This is a genomic window from Streptomyces sp. NPDC002076 (assembly GCF_053593835.1).
In genome coordinates, this window is record NZ_JBSFDI010000012.1 from 196,109 (window position 1) to 211,125 (window position 15,017).

The window sequence follows — 15,017 nt, forward strand, 5'->3', positions numbered from 1 at the left end:
ATCCCGGTGATGCTGTTGGAAGCCCTCGGCTCGCTGTACCTCCCATGCAAACGGCGAAACTAACGCAGTCTCACGAGGATGGGGAAGCTCCAGCAGGCCATACTTGCCGAGTTCACAACAGGACGGTACGAGGTTGTGCCGGGAACGGGGGACCGTGAGCAGGAGACGCTACGTCGCCCGGGGCGTGTCGGGTGGTTACCGGATCTGGGACAACCGGGGACGTCGATGGTGGGGCGATCTATACGAGTTGTGTCCTGACGATCTCGTGGCCGAGCTCAACGGCCAGGCAGACCACGCACGGATCACTGCGCTGATGAAGCGCTACAGGGCGCAGAAGCGGTAGGTGGCCCCGAGCGTGGATGACGAGTGCGCGCACCACAACCGCACCAGAACGGGCGGGAACAGCGGGGAATCACGGGGAAAGCAGCCGAACCCGACGGAGCCGCGCCCGGACCGTTCGCCCAGGTCAACGCCTGAACCGGCCACAAATGATCGCAGCTTCCCAAGCTGAGGTATCAGACCTACGGTCCCGAGATCCCTTGGACGATCACGCCGACGGCGATGAACACGCCAACAACCAGGAACCCCCAGGCCGCTACCTTCTGCATGACCCGGTTGACGCGGTCGTTGAAGTCGCGCGCTGCCCTCTACGGCCCTCGGACAGGCGCCGCAACCAAGGGCACACTCGCCTCAGCCCGTCGGCGGTGCCAGGTCGCGAACCCTCGATAGTCGAGAGCCAGGACCAAACCCACAGCCGTGAAGAACGCCCCCAGAAAAGACAGCGGCAGCAAGCCCCACCCATGGACAGGCGTGCCACGCCCGACCATCACCGCGACCGTGACCGTGAGGCCATCACGTGTCATCACTCGGGGATCATAGAAGTCCAAGCCCGCCAGAGTGCATCCTCATCGTCTGCCTCGTAGCAGGCCCGTCCCCATCCGTGCCCGATTCTGCGGAAAACCACGGGGAGCTACAGACACGAGCGGGGGTCACGTCCGCTGGAGTGGTGTATCGACGACCACTCGGTGATCTCGTTTTGAGGCTATGCGGTGAGTTCGGTCGGGAGGACGGTCTCGTCGGTTTCTGACTCGATCGGGTGGAGGCGGGCCTTGGCCAGCAGGTCGAGTCCCATGTAGCGGCGGGCCTCGGTCCACTCGTCGTTCTGCTCGGCCAGGACGGCGCCGACCAGGCGGATCAGAGCGGTACGGTCGGGGAAGATGCCGACCACGTCGGTGCGCCGGCGGATCTCCTTGTTGAGCCGTTCCTGCGGGTTGTTCGACCAGAGCAGATGCGGGACGCTCGGGGTGAACAGCCGCTTGGCGGCCGGTCGGCGTCGCGCGTTCTCGAGGGAGCGGCGGGGGACCACGATCGGCAGTCGTGCGTGACCGCTGGAGATCAGGTAGCCGTTGTCGCCACGATCTTCGAGCACCACCATATCAATCAAAACCTAGCAATTAGGCAATTGTGACACGCAGTTGCCCATATAGGCGCAGCCGCCGAACGTCAGCCGGCGGCCGTGCGGAGCCGGGGCGGACCTCGCAGTTCCTCACCCCTCGTACACGGTCAGGACCGCACCGTCCACCTCGATGCGCCGGCCCGCCCGGAGCCCGTCCGTGCGCAGGGTGCGCAGGCAGGCGTGGAACAGCTCCAGCTCGTCCGCGTCCAGGATCGCGGCAGCCAGGTCCAGCAGTTCGGTCACCGCGTCCTCGGTGAGCACCTCCGGCAGTTCGCCGGAGAGCAGGACGACCGATTCACCGGCGGGACCCCGGACCACCGCGGTGGCCGGCCCGCCATGCACGAACAACACGTTCCCCCCAAAGGGCCCGGGTAGCACGGCTCTCGCTTCCCGGGCAGAACGAGAGACTAGCGGGGGATGTGGGACTGTTCGGGCGAAGTTGCATGATTTTTCCGGCGCGCCCCGGAAGCGGGCGCTCCGGTCACTTCTCCGGCGTCGACGGCGCGGAGCGCCCCAGCAGGGACTCGACCAGGGCGGCGACATGCCGGCGGTCCTCGGCCGACAGCTGCTGCACGCTGGCGATGAGCAGTTCCACCTCGGGGTCGGTCGCCCGGGCGGCCGTACCGTCGGTGTCCGGGGCGGCCGGGCCGCCGTAGACGTGGATGCCGCAGGCCTCGGCGGCCGCCCGGCGCACGGTGTCCAGCGGCAGCTGAAGGCCCTTGGCCAGGCCCTCCAGGGTGGTGGCCTGGGGCATGCGGACGACCCGGTCGGCCGTGGCCAGGTGGTGGACGGTGGAGCGGGGTACAGCGCCGCGCCGCGCCACGTCGCCGTAGGACCAGCCCTTGGCATCGAGACGCTCACGGATCAACCGCTGCAGTGCGTTGGCCACTGAAGTCCACTTCCTGCTCGCCGCTCGACCTGACCGTGCCTGTCAGCGCCGATTCTACGGTCGGGTAGCGGGGCCGCCGAAAGGGTGATTCACCGGATCGGGGTTGCGGAGCGGTGGCGCGAGGCTCTAGTGTCCAATCTCGTTGGACAGCTCGTCCGACCAAGTTGGACAGAGTGTGGGGGGAACCTGACTCTCTCCGACCGGAACCGCCTGTTTCCCAAGGGGGAATCGACCATGTTGAACGCCCATGAGCTCGACGCCGAGTCCGCGGAGCTGCTGCCGGGCCGCGAGGCCCTCGGCCGGCTGAAGTTCAGCTTCGGCAAGACGGTGAACGTGACCAAGCACGTCGCGAACATCAGCGCCCACAACGAGTCCGCCGCCCTGAACGACCACTCCTCGTGGTCCGTGGCCGACTCCGGCGCCGGCCAGACCATCACCGTCAGCCAGTAGCCCGCGCGCACCCGACCCGACCACCACGAAAGGAACCACCACCATGAGCATGGACATGCGCGAGCTGGACGGCGAGTCCGCGGAGCTGCTGCCGGGCCGCGAGGCCCTGGGCCGGCTGAAGTTCAGCTTCGGCCGGACGGTGAACGTGACCAAGCACGTCGCGAACATCAACGCCCACAACGAGTCGGCGGCCATGAACGACCACTCCTCGTGGTCGGACGCCGAGTCGTCGGCCCAGCAGACGATCACCGTCACGCAGTAACGGCACCACGGCCGTGGGGACGGACCGCACCCGCCCGAAGGGGCGCGCCGAGCGCCCCGGAGGGCACCAGGCACAGGGCGTGCGGGTGGTCCGTCCCCGCGGTCTTTTCCGGGGGGAACGTGGGGGGAGACCACAGATGACGGTGCTCGACGACGGCACCAGCGCGCTGTACGACACCGGTCCGGTACCCGGGCCCGGTGGCTGGCCGGTGACGTACGAACAGGTGACGACCGGCAGCCTGCCGGCCGTCGGGACGCCGGTCCGGCCCGCCCCGCGGCTCAGCGCGGGACTGCGGCTGCACGGCGAGTACCAGGGTTCGGGCTTCACCGAACCGAAGTACATCGCCCGTCGGGGGGACGGGCAGGTCGTCCAGCTGTCGCGACTGCTGTACCTGGTGGCGTCGTCCGTCGACGGCGTCCGTGACGTCGAGACGATCGCCCACCGGGTCAGCGCCCGCTACGGCCGCGAGGTGAGCGGCGAGAACATCCGCTACCTGGTGGAGAACAAGCTCGAACCGCTCGGCGTGTGCGTGCCCGAGGGCCAGGAGGACGACGAGGTCGACGCCCCGCGCTCCGACCTGCTGCTCGCCCTCAAGGGCCATCGGGTGATCTTCGACGAACGCCGTACGGCGCGGATCGCGCGGGCCCTGGCCTGGCTGCACCGCCCGGCCGTGGTCGCCGCCGTGCTGCTCACGGCGCTCGCGATGGACGTCTGGCTGTTCGGCTTCTTCGGGGCGATCGAACCGGTGCTGGAGGTCCTGGACCAGCCGGTGCTGATCCTCATCGTCTTCGTCCTCACCGTGGCCTCGCTCGTGTTCCACGAGTTCGGCCACGCCTCCGCCTGCCGGTACGGCGGTGCCCGGCCGGGCTGCATCGGCTGCGGGCTGTTCCTCATCTGGCCGTCGATGTACACCGACGTCACCGACGTCTACCGGATCTCCCGGGCCGGCCGGCTCCGCACGGACCTCGGCGGGGTGTACTTCAACGTCGTCTTCATGCTGGCCATGGCCGGGGCCTACTTCGCCACCGGGGCGCAGTTCTTCCTGGCCGCCGTCTATCTCGGGCACTTCGAGATCCTGGAACAGCTGATGCCGGCCGTCCGCCTGGACGGCTACTACATCCTCGGCGACCTCGCCGGAGTTCCCGATCTCTACGGCAAGATCAGGCCGATCCTGCTCTCGCTCGTGCCGGGCGCGAAGGGCCGGGCGGCGCGTGCGGAGGTCGCCGGGCTGAAGAGGTCCGCGCGCACCATCGTGGCCGGCTGGGTGCTGACGATGGTGCCGCTGATCGTCGGCGAGATGGGCTACGCGCTGTGGAACCTGCCCCGGATCCTCACCACGATGGTCCGCTCGCTGACCGAGCAACTCCTCGGCACCGGCGGGGCGTTCGCACACGGGCAGATCGTCGCCGGGCTCGTCGGGGTGATCGGCAGCGTGATGCTGCTGTGCCCGATGGCCGGCGTCGTCTATCTGTCGGTGAAGATCGGCGGCCGGCTCTTCCGGGCCGCGAAGCGCTCCACCGCCGGACGGCCCGGGCTGCGCCTCGCGCTGTGCGTGCTCGCCCTCGCCGGACTGACCGGGCTCTCCTACGCCTGGGTGTCCGGGGTGACCCCGAAGCCGCTCCCGAAGCAGCCCCCGATCGCACCGATCCTGCAGCCCGGGGTGCCGACCGAGGAGCCTTCGCCGCGGGACGCCTCGACTCCGGGGCCGGGCGGGCGCGGCGGGTACGGCACCGGCGGCGCCTCCGTGTCGCCCTCGGCGGTGCCGGGAGCGTCCGCGTCGGCGTCGGGCGTCGGGTCGTCGCCGAACACCTCGATGAGCGCGTCCGCCTCCGCGCCGCAGTCCTCGGCGTCCGATCCGGCACCGGGCGCGCCGACCGGCTCGCAGTCCCATCAGCCGGAGACCTCCACCGGTGGCACCACCGCGAGTACGACCCCGCCCAGCAGCCCGGACCCCGGCCCCCCGACCTCCCCGACCCCGTCGGAGAGCGTCCCCGCGTCGCCGACCGGAAGCCCCACGCCCGCACCGTCCGGTGGCTCGCCCGCACCGGCGTCGTCCTGACGCCTCATCAGCCATGTCCGGCCCTCCCGGGCCGCCCGAACAACGTACGGAGACCCCAATGAGCAGCCATCGCAAGGCACGCTCCAGCAACCACCCCCTCGCCCGCCGCGCCCTGGGCCTCGGTCTGTTCGCGGCCGGAATCGCCGGTGCGGCCACCGCCGTACCGGCCCAGGCGGCGACCGGCGCCGCGCACGCGGCCTTCGCGTCCGACCACGTCTTCAGCCACGCCGACCGGGCCCATCACACGCGGGCCGAGGACTCCTTCACCATCCGTCAGTTCGGCACCGTCAACGCGGCGGGGGTGCGCAACCAGGCCAACGCGGTCTCCGCCGGCTGCTCGGCCGACGACCACTGCCGGTCGGTCGCGCTGTCCTTCCAGATCGTCACGATCGCCGGTGAGCACACGCACCTGAACGCCGTGAACCTCAGCGACGCGGCCAACAAGGAGTGCACCGGCTGCCAGACCCTCGCCGGTGCCTACCAGTTCGTCGTCTCCACGCCGGCACCGCTCACCCTCGACGACGGCGCCCGGCAGCAGCTCGCCGACATCCACCGCCGGCTGGACGCGCTGACCCACTCCACACTGCCCGCGGCCGAGCTGAGGACCCGGGTCGACGGCCTGGCGGGCGAGGTGACCGCGGTCCTGCGCGACGCGGTCGCCCACGCGCCGAAGGCGGAGGCGCAGCCGACCGTCACCCTGCACCGCCACCTGGACGGCTGGCCGGGTCACTGAACCCTTGTCGACAGGGTCCCGCGCCCCTACGGGGGCGCGATGGGCCCCATTGACATCGGTCGGCCCCCGGCGCAGACTCTGGCGCGAGAATGGTGAACAAAACTTCACCACGCGAACCCGTAGAGTCGACCCGAAGGGACGAACCGATGCGCACGACCGTCGGGATCATCGGAGCGGGGCCGGCCGGACTGCTGCTCGCGCGGCTGCTGCACCGCGCCGGCATCGATTCGGTCGTCCTGGAGAGTCGCGACCGCGCCTACGTGGAACATCGGCAGCGCGCCGGAATCCTGGAGCAGGGCACGGTCGACGTGCTGCGCGCGGCCGGCGCCGGGGAGCGGATGGACCAGGAGGGCCTGCGGCACGACGGCATCGAGCTGCGCTTCGACCGGCGCCGCCACCGCGTCGACTTCCCCGGCCTGACCGGCGGCCGGTCGGTGACGGTGTACGCCCAGACCGAGGTCTGCAAGGACCTGATCGCCCTTCAGCTGAAGGAGGGCGGGCCGCTGCTGTTCGAGGCGGAGGCGCTGGCGGTGGAGGGCGCGGACGGTGACCGGCCGCGCATCCGGTTCAGACACCAGGGCCGCGAGGACGTGCTGGAGTGCGACTACGCCGTCGGCTGCGACGGCTTCTGGGGCGTGGCCCGGGCGGCCTTCCCGGCCGCCCTGTCCCGCGTGTTCGAACGGACGTACCCCTACGCCTGGCTCGGCGTCCTCGCCGACGTCGCGCCCTCCCACGACGAACTCGTCTACGCCCGCCACGACCGCGGCTTCGCCCTGCTCTCCATGCGCTCTCCGTCCATCTCCCGTCTCTACCTCCAGGTACCCGCCGGCACGGACGCCGACGACTGGACCGACGACGAGATCTGGACGGAGCTGGAGCGCCGCTTCGAGACGGACGACGACTGGCGGCTGGAACGCGGCCCCATCACCCAGAAGTCGGTCACGCCCATGCGCTCCTTCGTGCACGAGCCGATGCGCCACGGCCGGCTCTTCCTCGCCGGTGACTCCGCTCACATCGTGCCGCCGACCGGAGCCAAAGGGCTGAACCTCGCCGTCGGTGACGTCGTCACCCTCGCCCGCGCCCTCGTCCATGAGAAGGAGACCGGCTCGGCGGACCTCCTCGACGCCTACTCCGCGACCTGCCTGCGCCGCGTCTGGCAGGCCGAACGGTTCTCCTACGACATGACGACGATGCTCCATCCGGCCCCGGACGCCACCCCCTTCGACGCCCGCCTCCAGCGGGCCCGGCTGGAGCGGATCGCCTCATCCCGCGCGGCCGAGACGGACCTGGCCGAGGCGTACACCGGATTCCCGCTGGGTTAGCGGCACGTCTCGGCGAGGTAGCAGGTTCGTCATGGAACCCGATCACCCATGGCCGGGAATCACCGGTACGCGTAGCGTGTTGGCGAGCACGGCAGGGGAAAGATCCTCCTCAGGTATCATGGTCGGTCCTTTGCCAATCCATTACTCTTGAGCCAAGGCTGCGCACGCCAGCCATGGAGGAGTGAAATGAGGAGCAGTAACCCGGTCTTCTCGCGACGGGGGTTCAGCCGCGACAACGGCTACGCCGGCTTCAACACCGCACCGCAGGCCGGGTACGCACAGGGCAACCCGTACGCGCAGAACCCCTACGCCCAGAACCCGTACGCGCAGCAGGGCGTCGGCGCCCCGCCGCAGGCCCCGGTCACCACCGACCGGATGACGATGGACGACGTCGTCGTCCGCTCGGCCATCACGCTCGGCACCGTCGCCGTCGGCGCCGTCCTCGCCTGGGCGCTGCTGCCGGTCACGGCGACCAGCTACGGCCTGGCGATCGGCTCCGCGATCGTCGCGTTCGTCCTGGCGATGGTCCAGAACTTCAAGCGGACCCCGTCGCCCGCGCTGATCCTCGGGTACGCCGCCTTCGAGGGCGTCTTCCTCGGCGTCATCAGCGAGATGTACAACAGCCGCTGGAGCGGCGCCCCCTTCCAGGCGGTGCTCGGCACCATGGCGGTCTCGGCCGCGACCCTGCTCGTCTACAAGGCCGGCTGGATCCGCGTCACCGCCCGCTACGCCCGCATCGGCATGGCCATCGCCATGGCGTTCCTGGTGGTCATGGCGGTCAACCTGCTGCTGGTCGTGTTCGGCGTCGCCGAGAACGGCGGCCTGCGCAGCTTCGGCCCGCTCGGTGCGCTCGTCAGCATCGTCGCCATCGTGCTCGGCGCGTTCTTCCTGACCCTCGACTTCAAGCAGATCGAGGACGGCATCGCCTACGGCGCCCCGCGCAACGAGTCCTGGCTCGCCGCGTTCGGTCTCACCGTGACCCTGGTGTGGATCTACCTGGAGATGCTGCGGCTGGTGGCGATCTTCACCAACAACGACTAGCGCCTGCGCCGGTCATGAGGAGGGCCCCGGGTTCCGACCCGGGGCCCTTCGCCGTCTTGAGCGGCGGCTAGAGCAGCTTCCGTGCTGCCCTCCTCAGGTCGTACTCGTGGACGATCGCCTTCGCGTGGCCGTACGCGAGGTCGTACTCGTGCCGGAGCCAGCTGACCTTCTCCTCGAAGCGGAACAGGGCGGGGCCTTCTTCAACGGTGCGCAGCCAGTCGGAGACTTCGCGACCGGTGCAGTGGGGGATGCGGGCGAGCAGATTGCGGTGGGTCTCCTCCGAGAAGAGCTGGGACATCGGCGCCTCCGAACGCAAAGGGGATGTAAGCCGGTCCTTCACGTCACCGTGCCTGAGCGTTCGCGTATTGGCAACAGTGCGGCACGTTACGCTCGGCGCGTGGTTGATACGACGCCCTTGACCCGAGCAGTGGATCACTTCGCCGACAGGTTGCGCGCGGCGCCGCAGAGCCGGCTGCAGCGGGGTGCCGCGGCCGAGGCTCTCGAACTGGCCAGGGAGTTGGCCCGGCGCGCCCAGGCCGTCGAGGAGCCCGGGAGCGAGCCTCGCCAGATGCCGGACGCCGGGATGTTCGCCGCGGCCGACCAGATTCTGGTGGCCGCGCACGACTTGGCGGTCGTGTTGCGGAGCGACGACGAAGTCGCCGAAGCGGTCCGGGTGGTCGAGGAGGCGCGTCAGCGGGCGGGGGTCTGAATGCCGTTCCCTACAGGGACGCGATGACCCTGTCCGCCAGGATGTAGACCATGTTCTGGTCGTCCTCGCCGTAGGCGAAGGTGAGGGTGTAGGCGCCCGAGATGCCGGAACCGCCGAGCAGATACGGGGCCTCGCCCGCGTCCACCGCTGCTGCCAGGCGTTCGGCGGTCTCGCGGTGGCCCGGGGTCATGCACAGGGTGGTGCCGTCGGCGAAGACGTAGACGTCGAGGGTGCCGAGGGGACCCGGGCGGACGTCGGAGAGTTCGACGCGGTCGGCGGCCAGCTGCTCCAGCGTGGTCACCGTGCGCTCGTGGTCGTTCACCGCCGACGTCTGCACCGGGACGAAGTCGGGGTGCGAGGGGTGACGGCGGCGGGCCGCGGTCAGTTCCGGGGACTCCCCGGCGAACTCGTCGGCGTCGGCGGTCGGCTCGGACACCGGCTCCAGGCCGGCGAAGTCGGTCTGCCGGGGCAGGAACAGCTCGGTGTCGGGCAGGCCGAGCAGGGTCGGGGTGTCGGAGGCGTCACGGGCCTCCTGCGCGGCCCAGAAGGCACGCGCCTCGGCCAGCTCCCGCTCCCGCTCCTCGGCGAGCGCCTCGGCCACGGCGGCGCGTATCTGGTCGGCGTCGGTGCCGCTGCGGGCGTTCGGCAGCAGTGCGCGCATGGCGGCCGACTGGTTCTCGGCGAGCTGGGTCTGCAGCTCCGCCAGCTGGCGGCGCAGCTTCAGAACGGTGCGCAGGACGGCGACGCCCACGGCGCCGGTGGCGGCCGTGGTGAGCAGCAGGGCGATCGGCATGGCGCTCACTGACGTACTCCCGGTTCAAAGTCGACCCCCGACTTCCTACATCAGCTTGAAGGGCGGACTAAGCAGCTGTCAGTGCGTAACGTCACGAAACGGACAGGACTTTGGCCTTGGGGTGTCGTCATGGACCGCGCTGACCTGCGCTGACCTGCACCGATGTGTCGGGTGAGCGAGATAGGTCACATCCTGGGGGAGATTGGATCACGAAAAGACCCGGAACCGTGGAGTTTCCTCGGTTCCGGGCCGTTTCCTGACGTAAGGTGCCCGCCTCGCTACGGACGGTGGATCAGCTGAGGCGCTCGATGACCATCGCCATGCCCTGGCCGCCGCCGACGCACATCGTCTCCAGGCCGAACTGCTTGTCGTGCCACTGCAGGGAGTTGATGAGCGTGCCGGTGATCCGCGCGCCGGTCATGCCGAAGGGGTGGCCGACGGCGATGGCGCCGCCGTTGACGTTCAGCCTGTCGATGTCGATGCCGAGCTCACGGTAGGAGGGGATCACCTGGGCGGCGAAGGCCTCGTTGATCTCGACCAGGTCGATGTCGTCGATGGTGAGGCCGGCGCGCCGCAGCGCCTGCTTGCTCGCCTCGACCGGGCCGAGGCCCATGATCTCGGGGGAGAGGCCGGAGACGCCGGTGGACACGATCCGGGCGAGCGGGGTCAGGCCCAGCTCGCGGGCCTTGGTGTCGCTCATGATGACGACGGCGGCGGCACCGTCGTTGAGCGGGCAGCAGTTGCCGGCGGTGACGAGTCCGTCCGGGCGGAAGACCGGCTTGAGGCCCGCGACGCCCTCCAGGGTGACGCCGGGGCGGGGGCCGTCGTCCTTGCTGACGACCGTGCCGTCGGGGAGGGTCACCGGGGTGATCTCGCGCTCCCAGAAGCCGTTCTTGATGGCCTGCTCGGCCAGGTTCTGCGAGCGGACGCCGAACTCGTCCATCTCCTGGCGGGTGATGCCCTTGGCGCGGGCCAGGTTCTCGGCGGTCTGGCCCATCGCGATGTACGGGTCGGGCAGCAGGCCGTCCTCGCGCGGGTCGTGCCAGGTCGTGCCCTCCTGCTGGGCGACCGCCTCGGTGCGGGCCTCGGCCTCGGCGAACAGCGGGTTGTGCGTGTCCGGCAGGCCGTCGGAGCTGCCCTTGACGAAGCGGGACACCGTCTCGACACCGGCCGAGATGAAGACGTCGCCCTCGCCGGCCTTGATGGCGTGCAGCGCCATGCGGGAGGTCTGCAGGGACGAGGAGCAGTACCGGGTGATCGTGCAGCCCGGCAGGTGGTCCATGCCCATCTGTACGGCGACGATCCGGCCGAGGTTGTGACCCTGCTCGCCGCCGGGGAGGCCGCAGCCGAGCATCAGGTCGTCGATGTCCTTGGGGTCCAGCTCGGGGATCTTGGCGAGCGCGGCCTGGATGATCGTGGCGGTCAGGTCGTCGGGGCGCAGGTCCTTCAGGGAGCCCTTGACGGCGCGGCCGATGGGGGAGCGGGCGGTCGAGACGATGACGGCTTCGGGCATCACGGCTCCAGTGAACGGGTTTTGTTGAGGCAGGGCCGGTTGGGAAGTTACCGCTACGTATGGGCAAGGTCACTGGTATTGCCGTGTGACACTGACCGCAATTTACTAAGCGCTTGCTTGGGCCTCCGGCTGCCTTGGCCGACATTGTGCGGGCGGGCCCGCTTACCGCCCCAGGGGCTCACGCCGACGGGCGGGCGGGCTCGGCCTCCGGCACCCGGCGCCGACGCCTCCGCTTCAGCAGCGCCCAAGGACCCCGCGGCCCCGTCGGCATGGCGGCCGTGACCTCCGTGCCGGCCTCGGACGCCGCCTCGGCGGCCGCGCGGGCGACCGGCAGGAAGCCCTCGCGCCGCGACACGTCCGGCCGCTCCTCCTCCGCAGGCCACAGGCCCAGGGCCGCGCAGACCGTCGGCAGCACGGCCATCGCCGCCGTTGCGTAGCCCTCCGCCGAGGGGTGGTAGTTGTCCGGACCGAACAGCTCCCGCGGGTTCGCCTCGAACTCGGGGCCCAGAAGGTCGCCCAGCGACACCGTCCGGCCGCCCTGCTCCACCGCCCCGATCGTCTGCGCCGCCGCCAGCTGCCGCGAAGCCCGCCTGGCCAGCCAGCGCAGCGGCTGCTGCACCGGCTCGATGGTGCCGAGGTCGGGGCAGGTGCCGACCACCACCTCCGCACCGGCCGTGCGCAGGCGTCGTACCGCCGCCGACAGATGCCGTACCGAACGGGTCGGCGGCATCCGGTGGGTCACGTCGTTCGCCCCGATCATGATCACGCAGACGTCCGGGACGGGCGCCGGCCCCGACAGCACCGATGCCACCTGGCGGTCCAGGTCGTCGGACTGGGCGCCGGGCAGCGCCACGTTCCGCAGCTCCACCGGGCGCTCCGCCACCGCCGCCAGGCCCGAGGCCAGCAGCGCGCCCGGGGTCTGGCCCGCCCGGTGCACGCCCTGCCCGGCCGCCGTGGAGTCGCCGAGCATGGTCAGGCGGAGAGGCGGTTCGCCGGGGACGTCGTACGCGTGGCCGTACACACCGTCCGCCACCGGGACGCGGCCGCCGCTGTGGTTGCCCACATGGCGCCGGGCCAGCCGTACCTCCGCGAGCAGCAGACCGACCGCGGCCGCCCCGACCAGCCCGACCCCGCCACCGCCGTACGCCGCTCCGGCCGCGATGCGCCGGGCCACCCTCGCCCTCGACATGCTCGTCATGCGTCGCCGCCACCTCCTCGTAGCCGTACACCCACTCCTTGCCCCGTACGGACCGTGCGTCAATCTCAACGGGGAGTGAACGGCCGCGGCAGCCACACAGCTGGCCTTAGGCTGGCGACACCACTAAGACCACACCTTTTGCAGCAACCGGAGACAACGGTGCAATTCCACGACTCGATGATCAGCCTCGTCGGCAACACCCCGCTGGTGCGGCTCAACAACGTGACCAAGGGCATCCAGGCCACCGTCCTTGCCAAGGTGGAGTACTTCAACCCGGGCGGCTCCGTGAAGGACCGCATCGCCCTGCGCATGATCGAGGCCGCCGAGCAGAGCGGTGAGCTCAAGCCGGGCGGGACGATCGTCGAGCCGACCAGCGGCAACACCGGTGTGGGGCTGGCCATCGTGGCTCAGCAGAAGGGGTACAAGTGCATCTTCGTGTGCCCCGACAAGGTCTCCACGGACAAGATCAACGTGCTCCGGGCCTACGGCGCCGAGGTGGTCGTGTGCCCGACCGCCGTCGCTCCTGAACACCCGGACTCCTACTACAACGTCTCCGACCGGCTCGTCCGCGAGACCCCGGGTGCCTGGAAGCCCGACCAGTACTCCAACCCCAACAACCCGCTCTCGCACTATCACTCGACCGGCCCCGAGCTGTGGGAGCAGACCGAGGGCAGGATCACCCACTTCGTGGCGGGCGTGGGCACGGGCGGCACCATCTCCGGCACCGGCCGCTACCTGAAGGACGTCAGCGACGGCAAGGTCAAGGTCGTCGGCGCCGACCCCGAGGGCTCCGTGTACTCCGGTGGCTCCGGGCGGCCGTACCTGGTCGAGGGCGTCGGCGAGGACTTCTGGCCGACCGCCTACGACCGCACCGTCGCGGACGAGATCGTCGCCGTGTCCGACAAGGACTCCTTCCAGATGACCCGCCGGCTGGCCAAGGAGGAGGGCCTGCTGGTGGGCGGCTCCTGCGGGATGGCCGTCGTCGCGGCGCTGCGGGTCGCCGAGCGGCTCGGGCCCGACGACGTCGTGGTCGTACTGCTCCCGGACAGCGGGCGCGGCTACCTCAGCAAGATCTTCAACGACGAGTGGATGGCCGACTACGGCTTCCTGGAGGACGAGGGCCCGAGCGCCCGCGTCGGCGACGTCCTGAACGACAAGGCGGGCGGCACCATCCCCTCCCTGGTGCACATGCACCCGGAGGAGACCGTCGGCCAGGCCATCGAGGTGCTGCGCGAGTACGGCGTCTCGCAGATGCCGGTCGTCAAGCCGGGCGCCGGTCACCCGGACGTGATGGCCGCCGAGGTGGTCGGGTCCGTGGTGGAACGGGAGCTGCTGGACGCCCTGTTCAACAAGCGCGCCTCCCTGGAGGACCCGCTGGAGAAGCACATGTCCGCCCCGCTGCCCCAGGTCGGCTCCGGCGAGCCGGTCGGCGACCTGATGTCGGTGCTCGGCTCGGCCGACGCCGCGATCGTCCTGGTCGAGGGCAAGCCCACCGGCGTGGTCAGCCGGCAGGATCTGCTGGCCTTCCTGGCCAAGGGCGGAAAGCAGTAGCGAACCCCCGGTGAACTGTGGGTTTACGGGCACGACTTGAGGTGAGGCGGGGTTCGCGGAAGTGGTACGAGCGTGTCACGTGCGCGCAGCACCCGCTTAACACGCGTCCGGCACATTGGTGGGTGTCGGCAGGGCGGGAGCGGCTCCCCGCCCCGGCCGGCGCCGAACGGCGCCAAGGACCTCCGGAGCGGCTCCCGGACCTCCATGGACGCCATGGACGCGAAAGCCCGGCCCTGACCCGGCCCGCGTCCCTCGCGGGGACCGCCGTCGTCCCGCCCCCCGGCAACGGGGGTGCGGCGGTCCCCGCGCATATCTTTTCCGGGGGGTTCAGCGAGCGGTGCTGGATTCCCAACTTCCCAGCAGCGCGGGCCGCGTGACGTGCGGCTGACGAACATCGAGCCGGGGCTGACGGAGACCGAGTCGGCGACCCATGTGAGCAGCGCGGAGCTGTCCGGGCAGCTGCACGAGATGTTCGGGGCGATCGGCGGGCTCACGGTGGCCGAGGTCGCGGACGTCGTCGCCTACGCCACCAGCCGGCAGGTCATGGTCCTGACGACCCGGCAGGCGTGAGGGTCAGTCGTCGTCGGAAGGACGGCGGCGGCCTCCGAACACGCCCGTGTTGGTGCGGGCGGCCTGGACGAGGTTGACGCCGACGACGCCGCCCCAGGAGATCAGCAGGCCGGACAGGCCGGCGTTGTAGGCGCCGATCGCCGACAGCGGGATCGCCAGCACCAGCGATACGACGGCGAGGCCGAACCGCTCGGCCCAGGAGTCCGCGCCGTCCCCGGGGCGGTTGCCGCGTGCCACCTGCATCCGCTGCTCGGCCAGTGTCCGGCGCAGCCGGCGCTCGACCGCACCGTCGATGCGCTGGTCGACCTTCTCCAGGAAGGAGTCGACCAGCGCCGACTCGTACTCCTCGCCCAGTTCCCTGCGGGTCTGCAGGGTGGCGTCGAGTTCTTTTCTGAGGTCGGTGTCCCGCCCGTCCGTTCCGGTCATGAGGGATACGTTAGAGAGCGCTCACGCCCTCCGCACGGGGGACAA

16 protein-coding genes and 2 pseudogenes are annotated in these 15,017 nt (G+C 70.4%); 10 read left to right on the plus strand and 8 right to left on the minus strand.

What is annotated here, in order from left to right; translation table 11 throughout:
• Window positions 1-154 precede the first annotated feature (154 nt).
• Entirely contained in the window at window positions 155-343 is a 189-nt protein-coding gene (locus tag ACWCQS_RS25585) for a hypothetical protein (protein WP_451006608.1), read from the plus strand.
• Window positions 344-1,042: 699 nt separating this feature from the next.
• Here the strand turns inward: ACWCQS_RS25585 and ACWCQS_RS25590 are convergent.
• From ACWCQS_RS25590 to ACWCQS_RS25600, 3 genes and pseudogenes are all read right to left on the minus strand, one after another.
• Window positions 1,043-1,285: pseudogene (locus ACWCQS_RS25590) on the minus strand (transposase); the annotation flags it as partial.
• A gap of 261 nt (window positions 1,286-1,546) precedes the next feature.
• Window positions 1,547-1,798, minus strand: a complete 252-nt coding sequence (locus ACWCQS_RS25595) for a hypothetical protein (protein WP_244189471.1) — start codon at window positions 1,796-1,798, stop codon at window positions 1,547-1,549.
• A gap of 139 nt (window positions 1,799-1,937) precedes the next feature.
• Window positions 1,938-2,345 carry a helix-turn-helix domain-containing protein gene (locus tag ACWCQS_RS25600; RefSeq protein WP_451006609.1) on the minus strand — a complete coding sequence of 136 codons (408 nt, stop codon included), beginning with the start codon at window positions 2,343-2,345 and terminating at the stop codon, window positions 1,938-1,940.
• A 234-nt stretch (window positions 2,346-2,579) separates the two neighbouring features.
• On the opposite strand from ACWCQS_RS25600, the gene ACWCQS_RS25605 reads away from it, so the two are divergent.
• From ACWCQS_RS25605 to ACWCQS_RS25630, 6 genes are all read left to right on the plus strand, one after another.
• Window positions 2,580-2,795, plus strand: a complete 216-nt coding sequence (locus tag ACWCQS_RS25605; protein WP_451006610.1) for a hypothetical protein — start codon at window positions 2,580-2,582, stop codon at window positions 2,793-2,795.
• Window positions 2,796-2,838: 43 nt separating this feature from the next.
• On the plus strand, window positions 2,839-3,057 hold the full coding sequence (locus ACWCQS_RS25610) for a hypothetical protein (RefSeq protein WP_388631945.1): 219 nt from the start codon (window positions 2,839-2,841) through the stop codon (window positions 3,055-3,057).
• Window positions 3,058-3,193: 136 nt separating this feature from the next.
• Window positions 3,194-5,116 carry a hypothetical protein gene (locus ACWCQS_RS25615; RefSeq protein WP_451006611.1) on the plus strand — a complete coding sequence of 641 codons (1,923 nt, stop codon included), beginning with the start codon at window positions 3,194-3,196 and terminating at the stop codon, window positions 5,114-5,116.
• A gap of 58 nt (window positions 5,117-5,174) precedes the next feature.
• Window positions 5,175-5,849: a hypothetical protein gene (locus ACWCQS_RS25620; protein WP_450984036.1), complete on the plus strand. Its 675-nt coding sequence runs from the start codon at window positions 5,175-5,177 to the stop codon at window positions 5,847-5,849.
• A 146-nt stretch (window positions 5,850-5,995) separates the two neighbouring features.
• The gene (locus ACWCQS_RS25625; protein WP_451006612.1) at window positions 5,996-7,171 is read left to right on the plus strand and encodes a 4-hydroxybenzoate 3-monooxygenase; all 1,176 of its coding nucleotides are present in this window, start codon (window positions 5,996-5,998) and stop codon (window positions 7,169-7,171) included.
• 186 nt (window positions 7,172-7,357) lie between these two features.
• Window positions 7,358-8,212: a Bax inhibitor-1/YccA family protein gene (locus ACWCQS_RS25630; RefSeq protein ID WP_388631934.1), complete on the plus strand. Its 855-nt coding sequence runs from the start codon at window positions 7,358-7,360 to the stop codon at window positions 8,210-8,212.
• 67 nt (window positions 8,213-8,279) lie between these two features.
• Here ACWCQS_RS25630 and ACWCQS_RS25635 read toward each other — a convergent pair whose 3' ends face one another.
• On the minus strand, window positions 8,280-8,510 hold the full coding sequence (locus ACWCQS_RS25635; protein WP_020940491.1) for a DUF4287 domain-containing protein: 231 nt from the start codon (window positions 8,508-8,510) through the stop codon (window positions 8,280-8,282).
• Between the two features lie 99 nt (window positions 8,511-8,609).
• Between ACWCQS_RS25635 and ACWCQS_RS25640 the strand changes: the two genes are divergently transcribed.
• Complete coding sequence (locus ACWCQS_RS25640) at window positions 8,610-8,921, plus strand: hypothetical protein (RefSeq protein WP_388631932.1); 312 nt, start codon at window positions 8,610-8,612, stop codon at window positions 8,919-8,921.
• A 10-nt stretch (window positions 8,922-8,931) separates the two neighbouring features.
• On the opposite strand, the gene ACWCQS_RS25645 is transcribed toward ACWCQS_RS25640, so the two are convergent.
• From ACWCQS_RS25645 to ACWCQS_RS25655, 3 genes are all read right to left on the minus strand, one after another.
• The gene (locus ACWCQS_RS25645; RefSeq protein ID WP_451006613.1) at window positions 8,932-9,723 is read right to left on the minus strand and encodes a hypothetical protein; all 792 of its coding nucleotides are present in this window, start codon (window positions 9,721-9,723) and stop codon (window positions 8,932-8,934) included.
• 283 nt (window positions 9,724-10,006) lie between these two features.
• The gene (locus ACWCQS_RS25650; RefSeq protein ID WP_451006614.1) at window positions 10,007-11,227 is read right to left on the minus strand and encodes an acetyl-CoA C-acetyltransferase; all 1,221 of its coding nucleotides are present in this window, start codon (window positions 11,225-11,227) and stop codon (window positions 10,007-10,009) included.
• 178 nt (window positions 11,228-11,405) lie between these two features.
• Complete coding sequence (locus tag ACWCQS_RS25655) at window positions 11,406-12,425, minus strand: SGNH/GDSL hydrolase family protein (RefSeq protein WP_451006615.1); 1,020 nt, start codon at window positions 12,423-12,425, stop codon at window positions 11,406-11,408.
• Between the two features lie 159 nt (window positions 12,426-12,584).
• Between ACWCQS_RS25655 and ACWCQS_RS25660 the strand changes: the two genes are divergently transcribed.
• A complete protein-coding gene (locus ACWCQS_RS25660; RefSeq protein WP_388631922.1) occupies window positions 12,585-13,976 on the plus strand; it encodes a cystathionine beta-synthase in 1,392 nt (463 codons plus the stop codon).
• A gap of 366 nt (window positions 13,977-14,342) precedes the next feature.
• Window positions 14,343-14,546, plus strand: a pseudogene (locus ACWCQS_RS25665) (short-chain dehydrogenase); the annotation flags it as partial.
• Between the two features lie 3 nt (window positions 14,547-14,549).
• Here the strand turns inward: ACWCQS_RS25665 and ACWCQS_RS25670 are convergent.
• A complete protein-coding gene (locus tag ACWCQS_RS25670) occupies window positions 14,550-14,972 on the minus strand; it encodes a hypothetical protein (protein WP_451006616.1) in 423 nt (140 codons plus the stop codon).
• Window positions 14,973-15,017 lie beyond the last annotated feature (45 nt).

Coding starts and splice junctions, on each gene's coding strand:
- ACWCQS_RS25605 (WP_451006610.1), top strand. CDS start 2,580: ATGTTGAACGCCCATGAGCTCGACGCCGAGTCCGCGGAGCTGCTGCCG.
- ACWCQS_RS25610 (WP_388631945.1), top strand. CDS start 2,839: ATGAGCATGGACATGCGCGAGCTGGACGGCGAGTCCGCGGAGCTGCTG.
- ACWCQS_RS25615 (WP_451006611.1), top strand. CDS start 3,194: ATGACGGTGCTCGACGACGGCACCAGCGCGCTGTACGACACCGGTCCG.
- ACWCQS_RS25620 (WP_450984036.1), top strand. CDS start 5,175: ATGAGCAGCCATCGCAAGGCACGCTCCAGCAACCACCCCCTCGCCCGC.
- ACWCQS_RS25625 (WP_451006612.1), top strand. CDS start 5,996: ATGCGCACGACCGTCGGGATCATCGGAGCGGGGCCGGCCGGACTGCTG.
- ACWCQS_RS25630 (WP_388631934.1), top strand. CDS start 7,358: ATGAGGAGCAGTAACCCGGTCTTCTCGCGACGGGGGTTCAGCCGCGAC.
- ACWCQS_RS25635 (WP_020940491.1), bottom strand. CDS start 8,510: ATGTCCCAGCTCTTCTCGGAGGAGACCCACCGCAATCTGCTCGCCCGC.
- ACWCQS_RS25650 (WP_451006614.1), bottom strand. CDS start 11,227: ATGCCCGAAGCCGTCATCGTCTCGACCGCCCGCTCCCCCATCGGCCGC.
- ACWCQS_RS25655 (WP_451006615.1), bottom strand. CDS start 12,425: ATGACGAGCATGTCGAGGGCGAGGGTGGCCCGGCGCATCGCGGCCGGA.
- ACWCQS_RS25670 (WP_451006616.1), bottom strand. CDS start 14,972: ATGACCGGAACGGACGGGCGGGACACCGACCTCAGAAAAGAACTCGAC.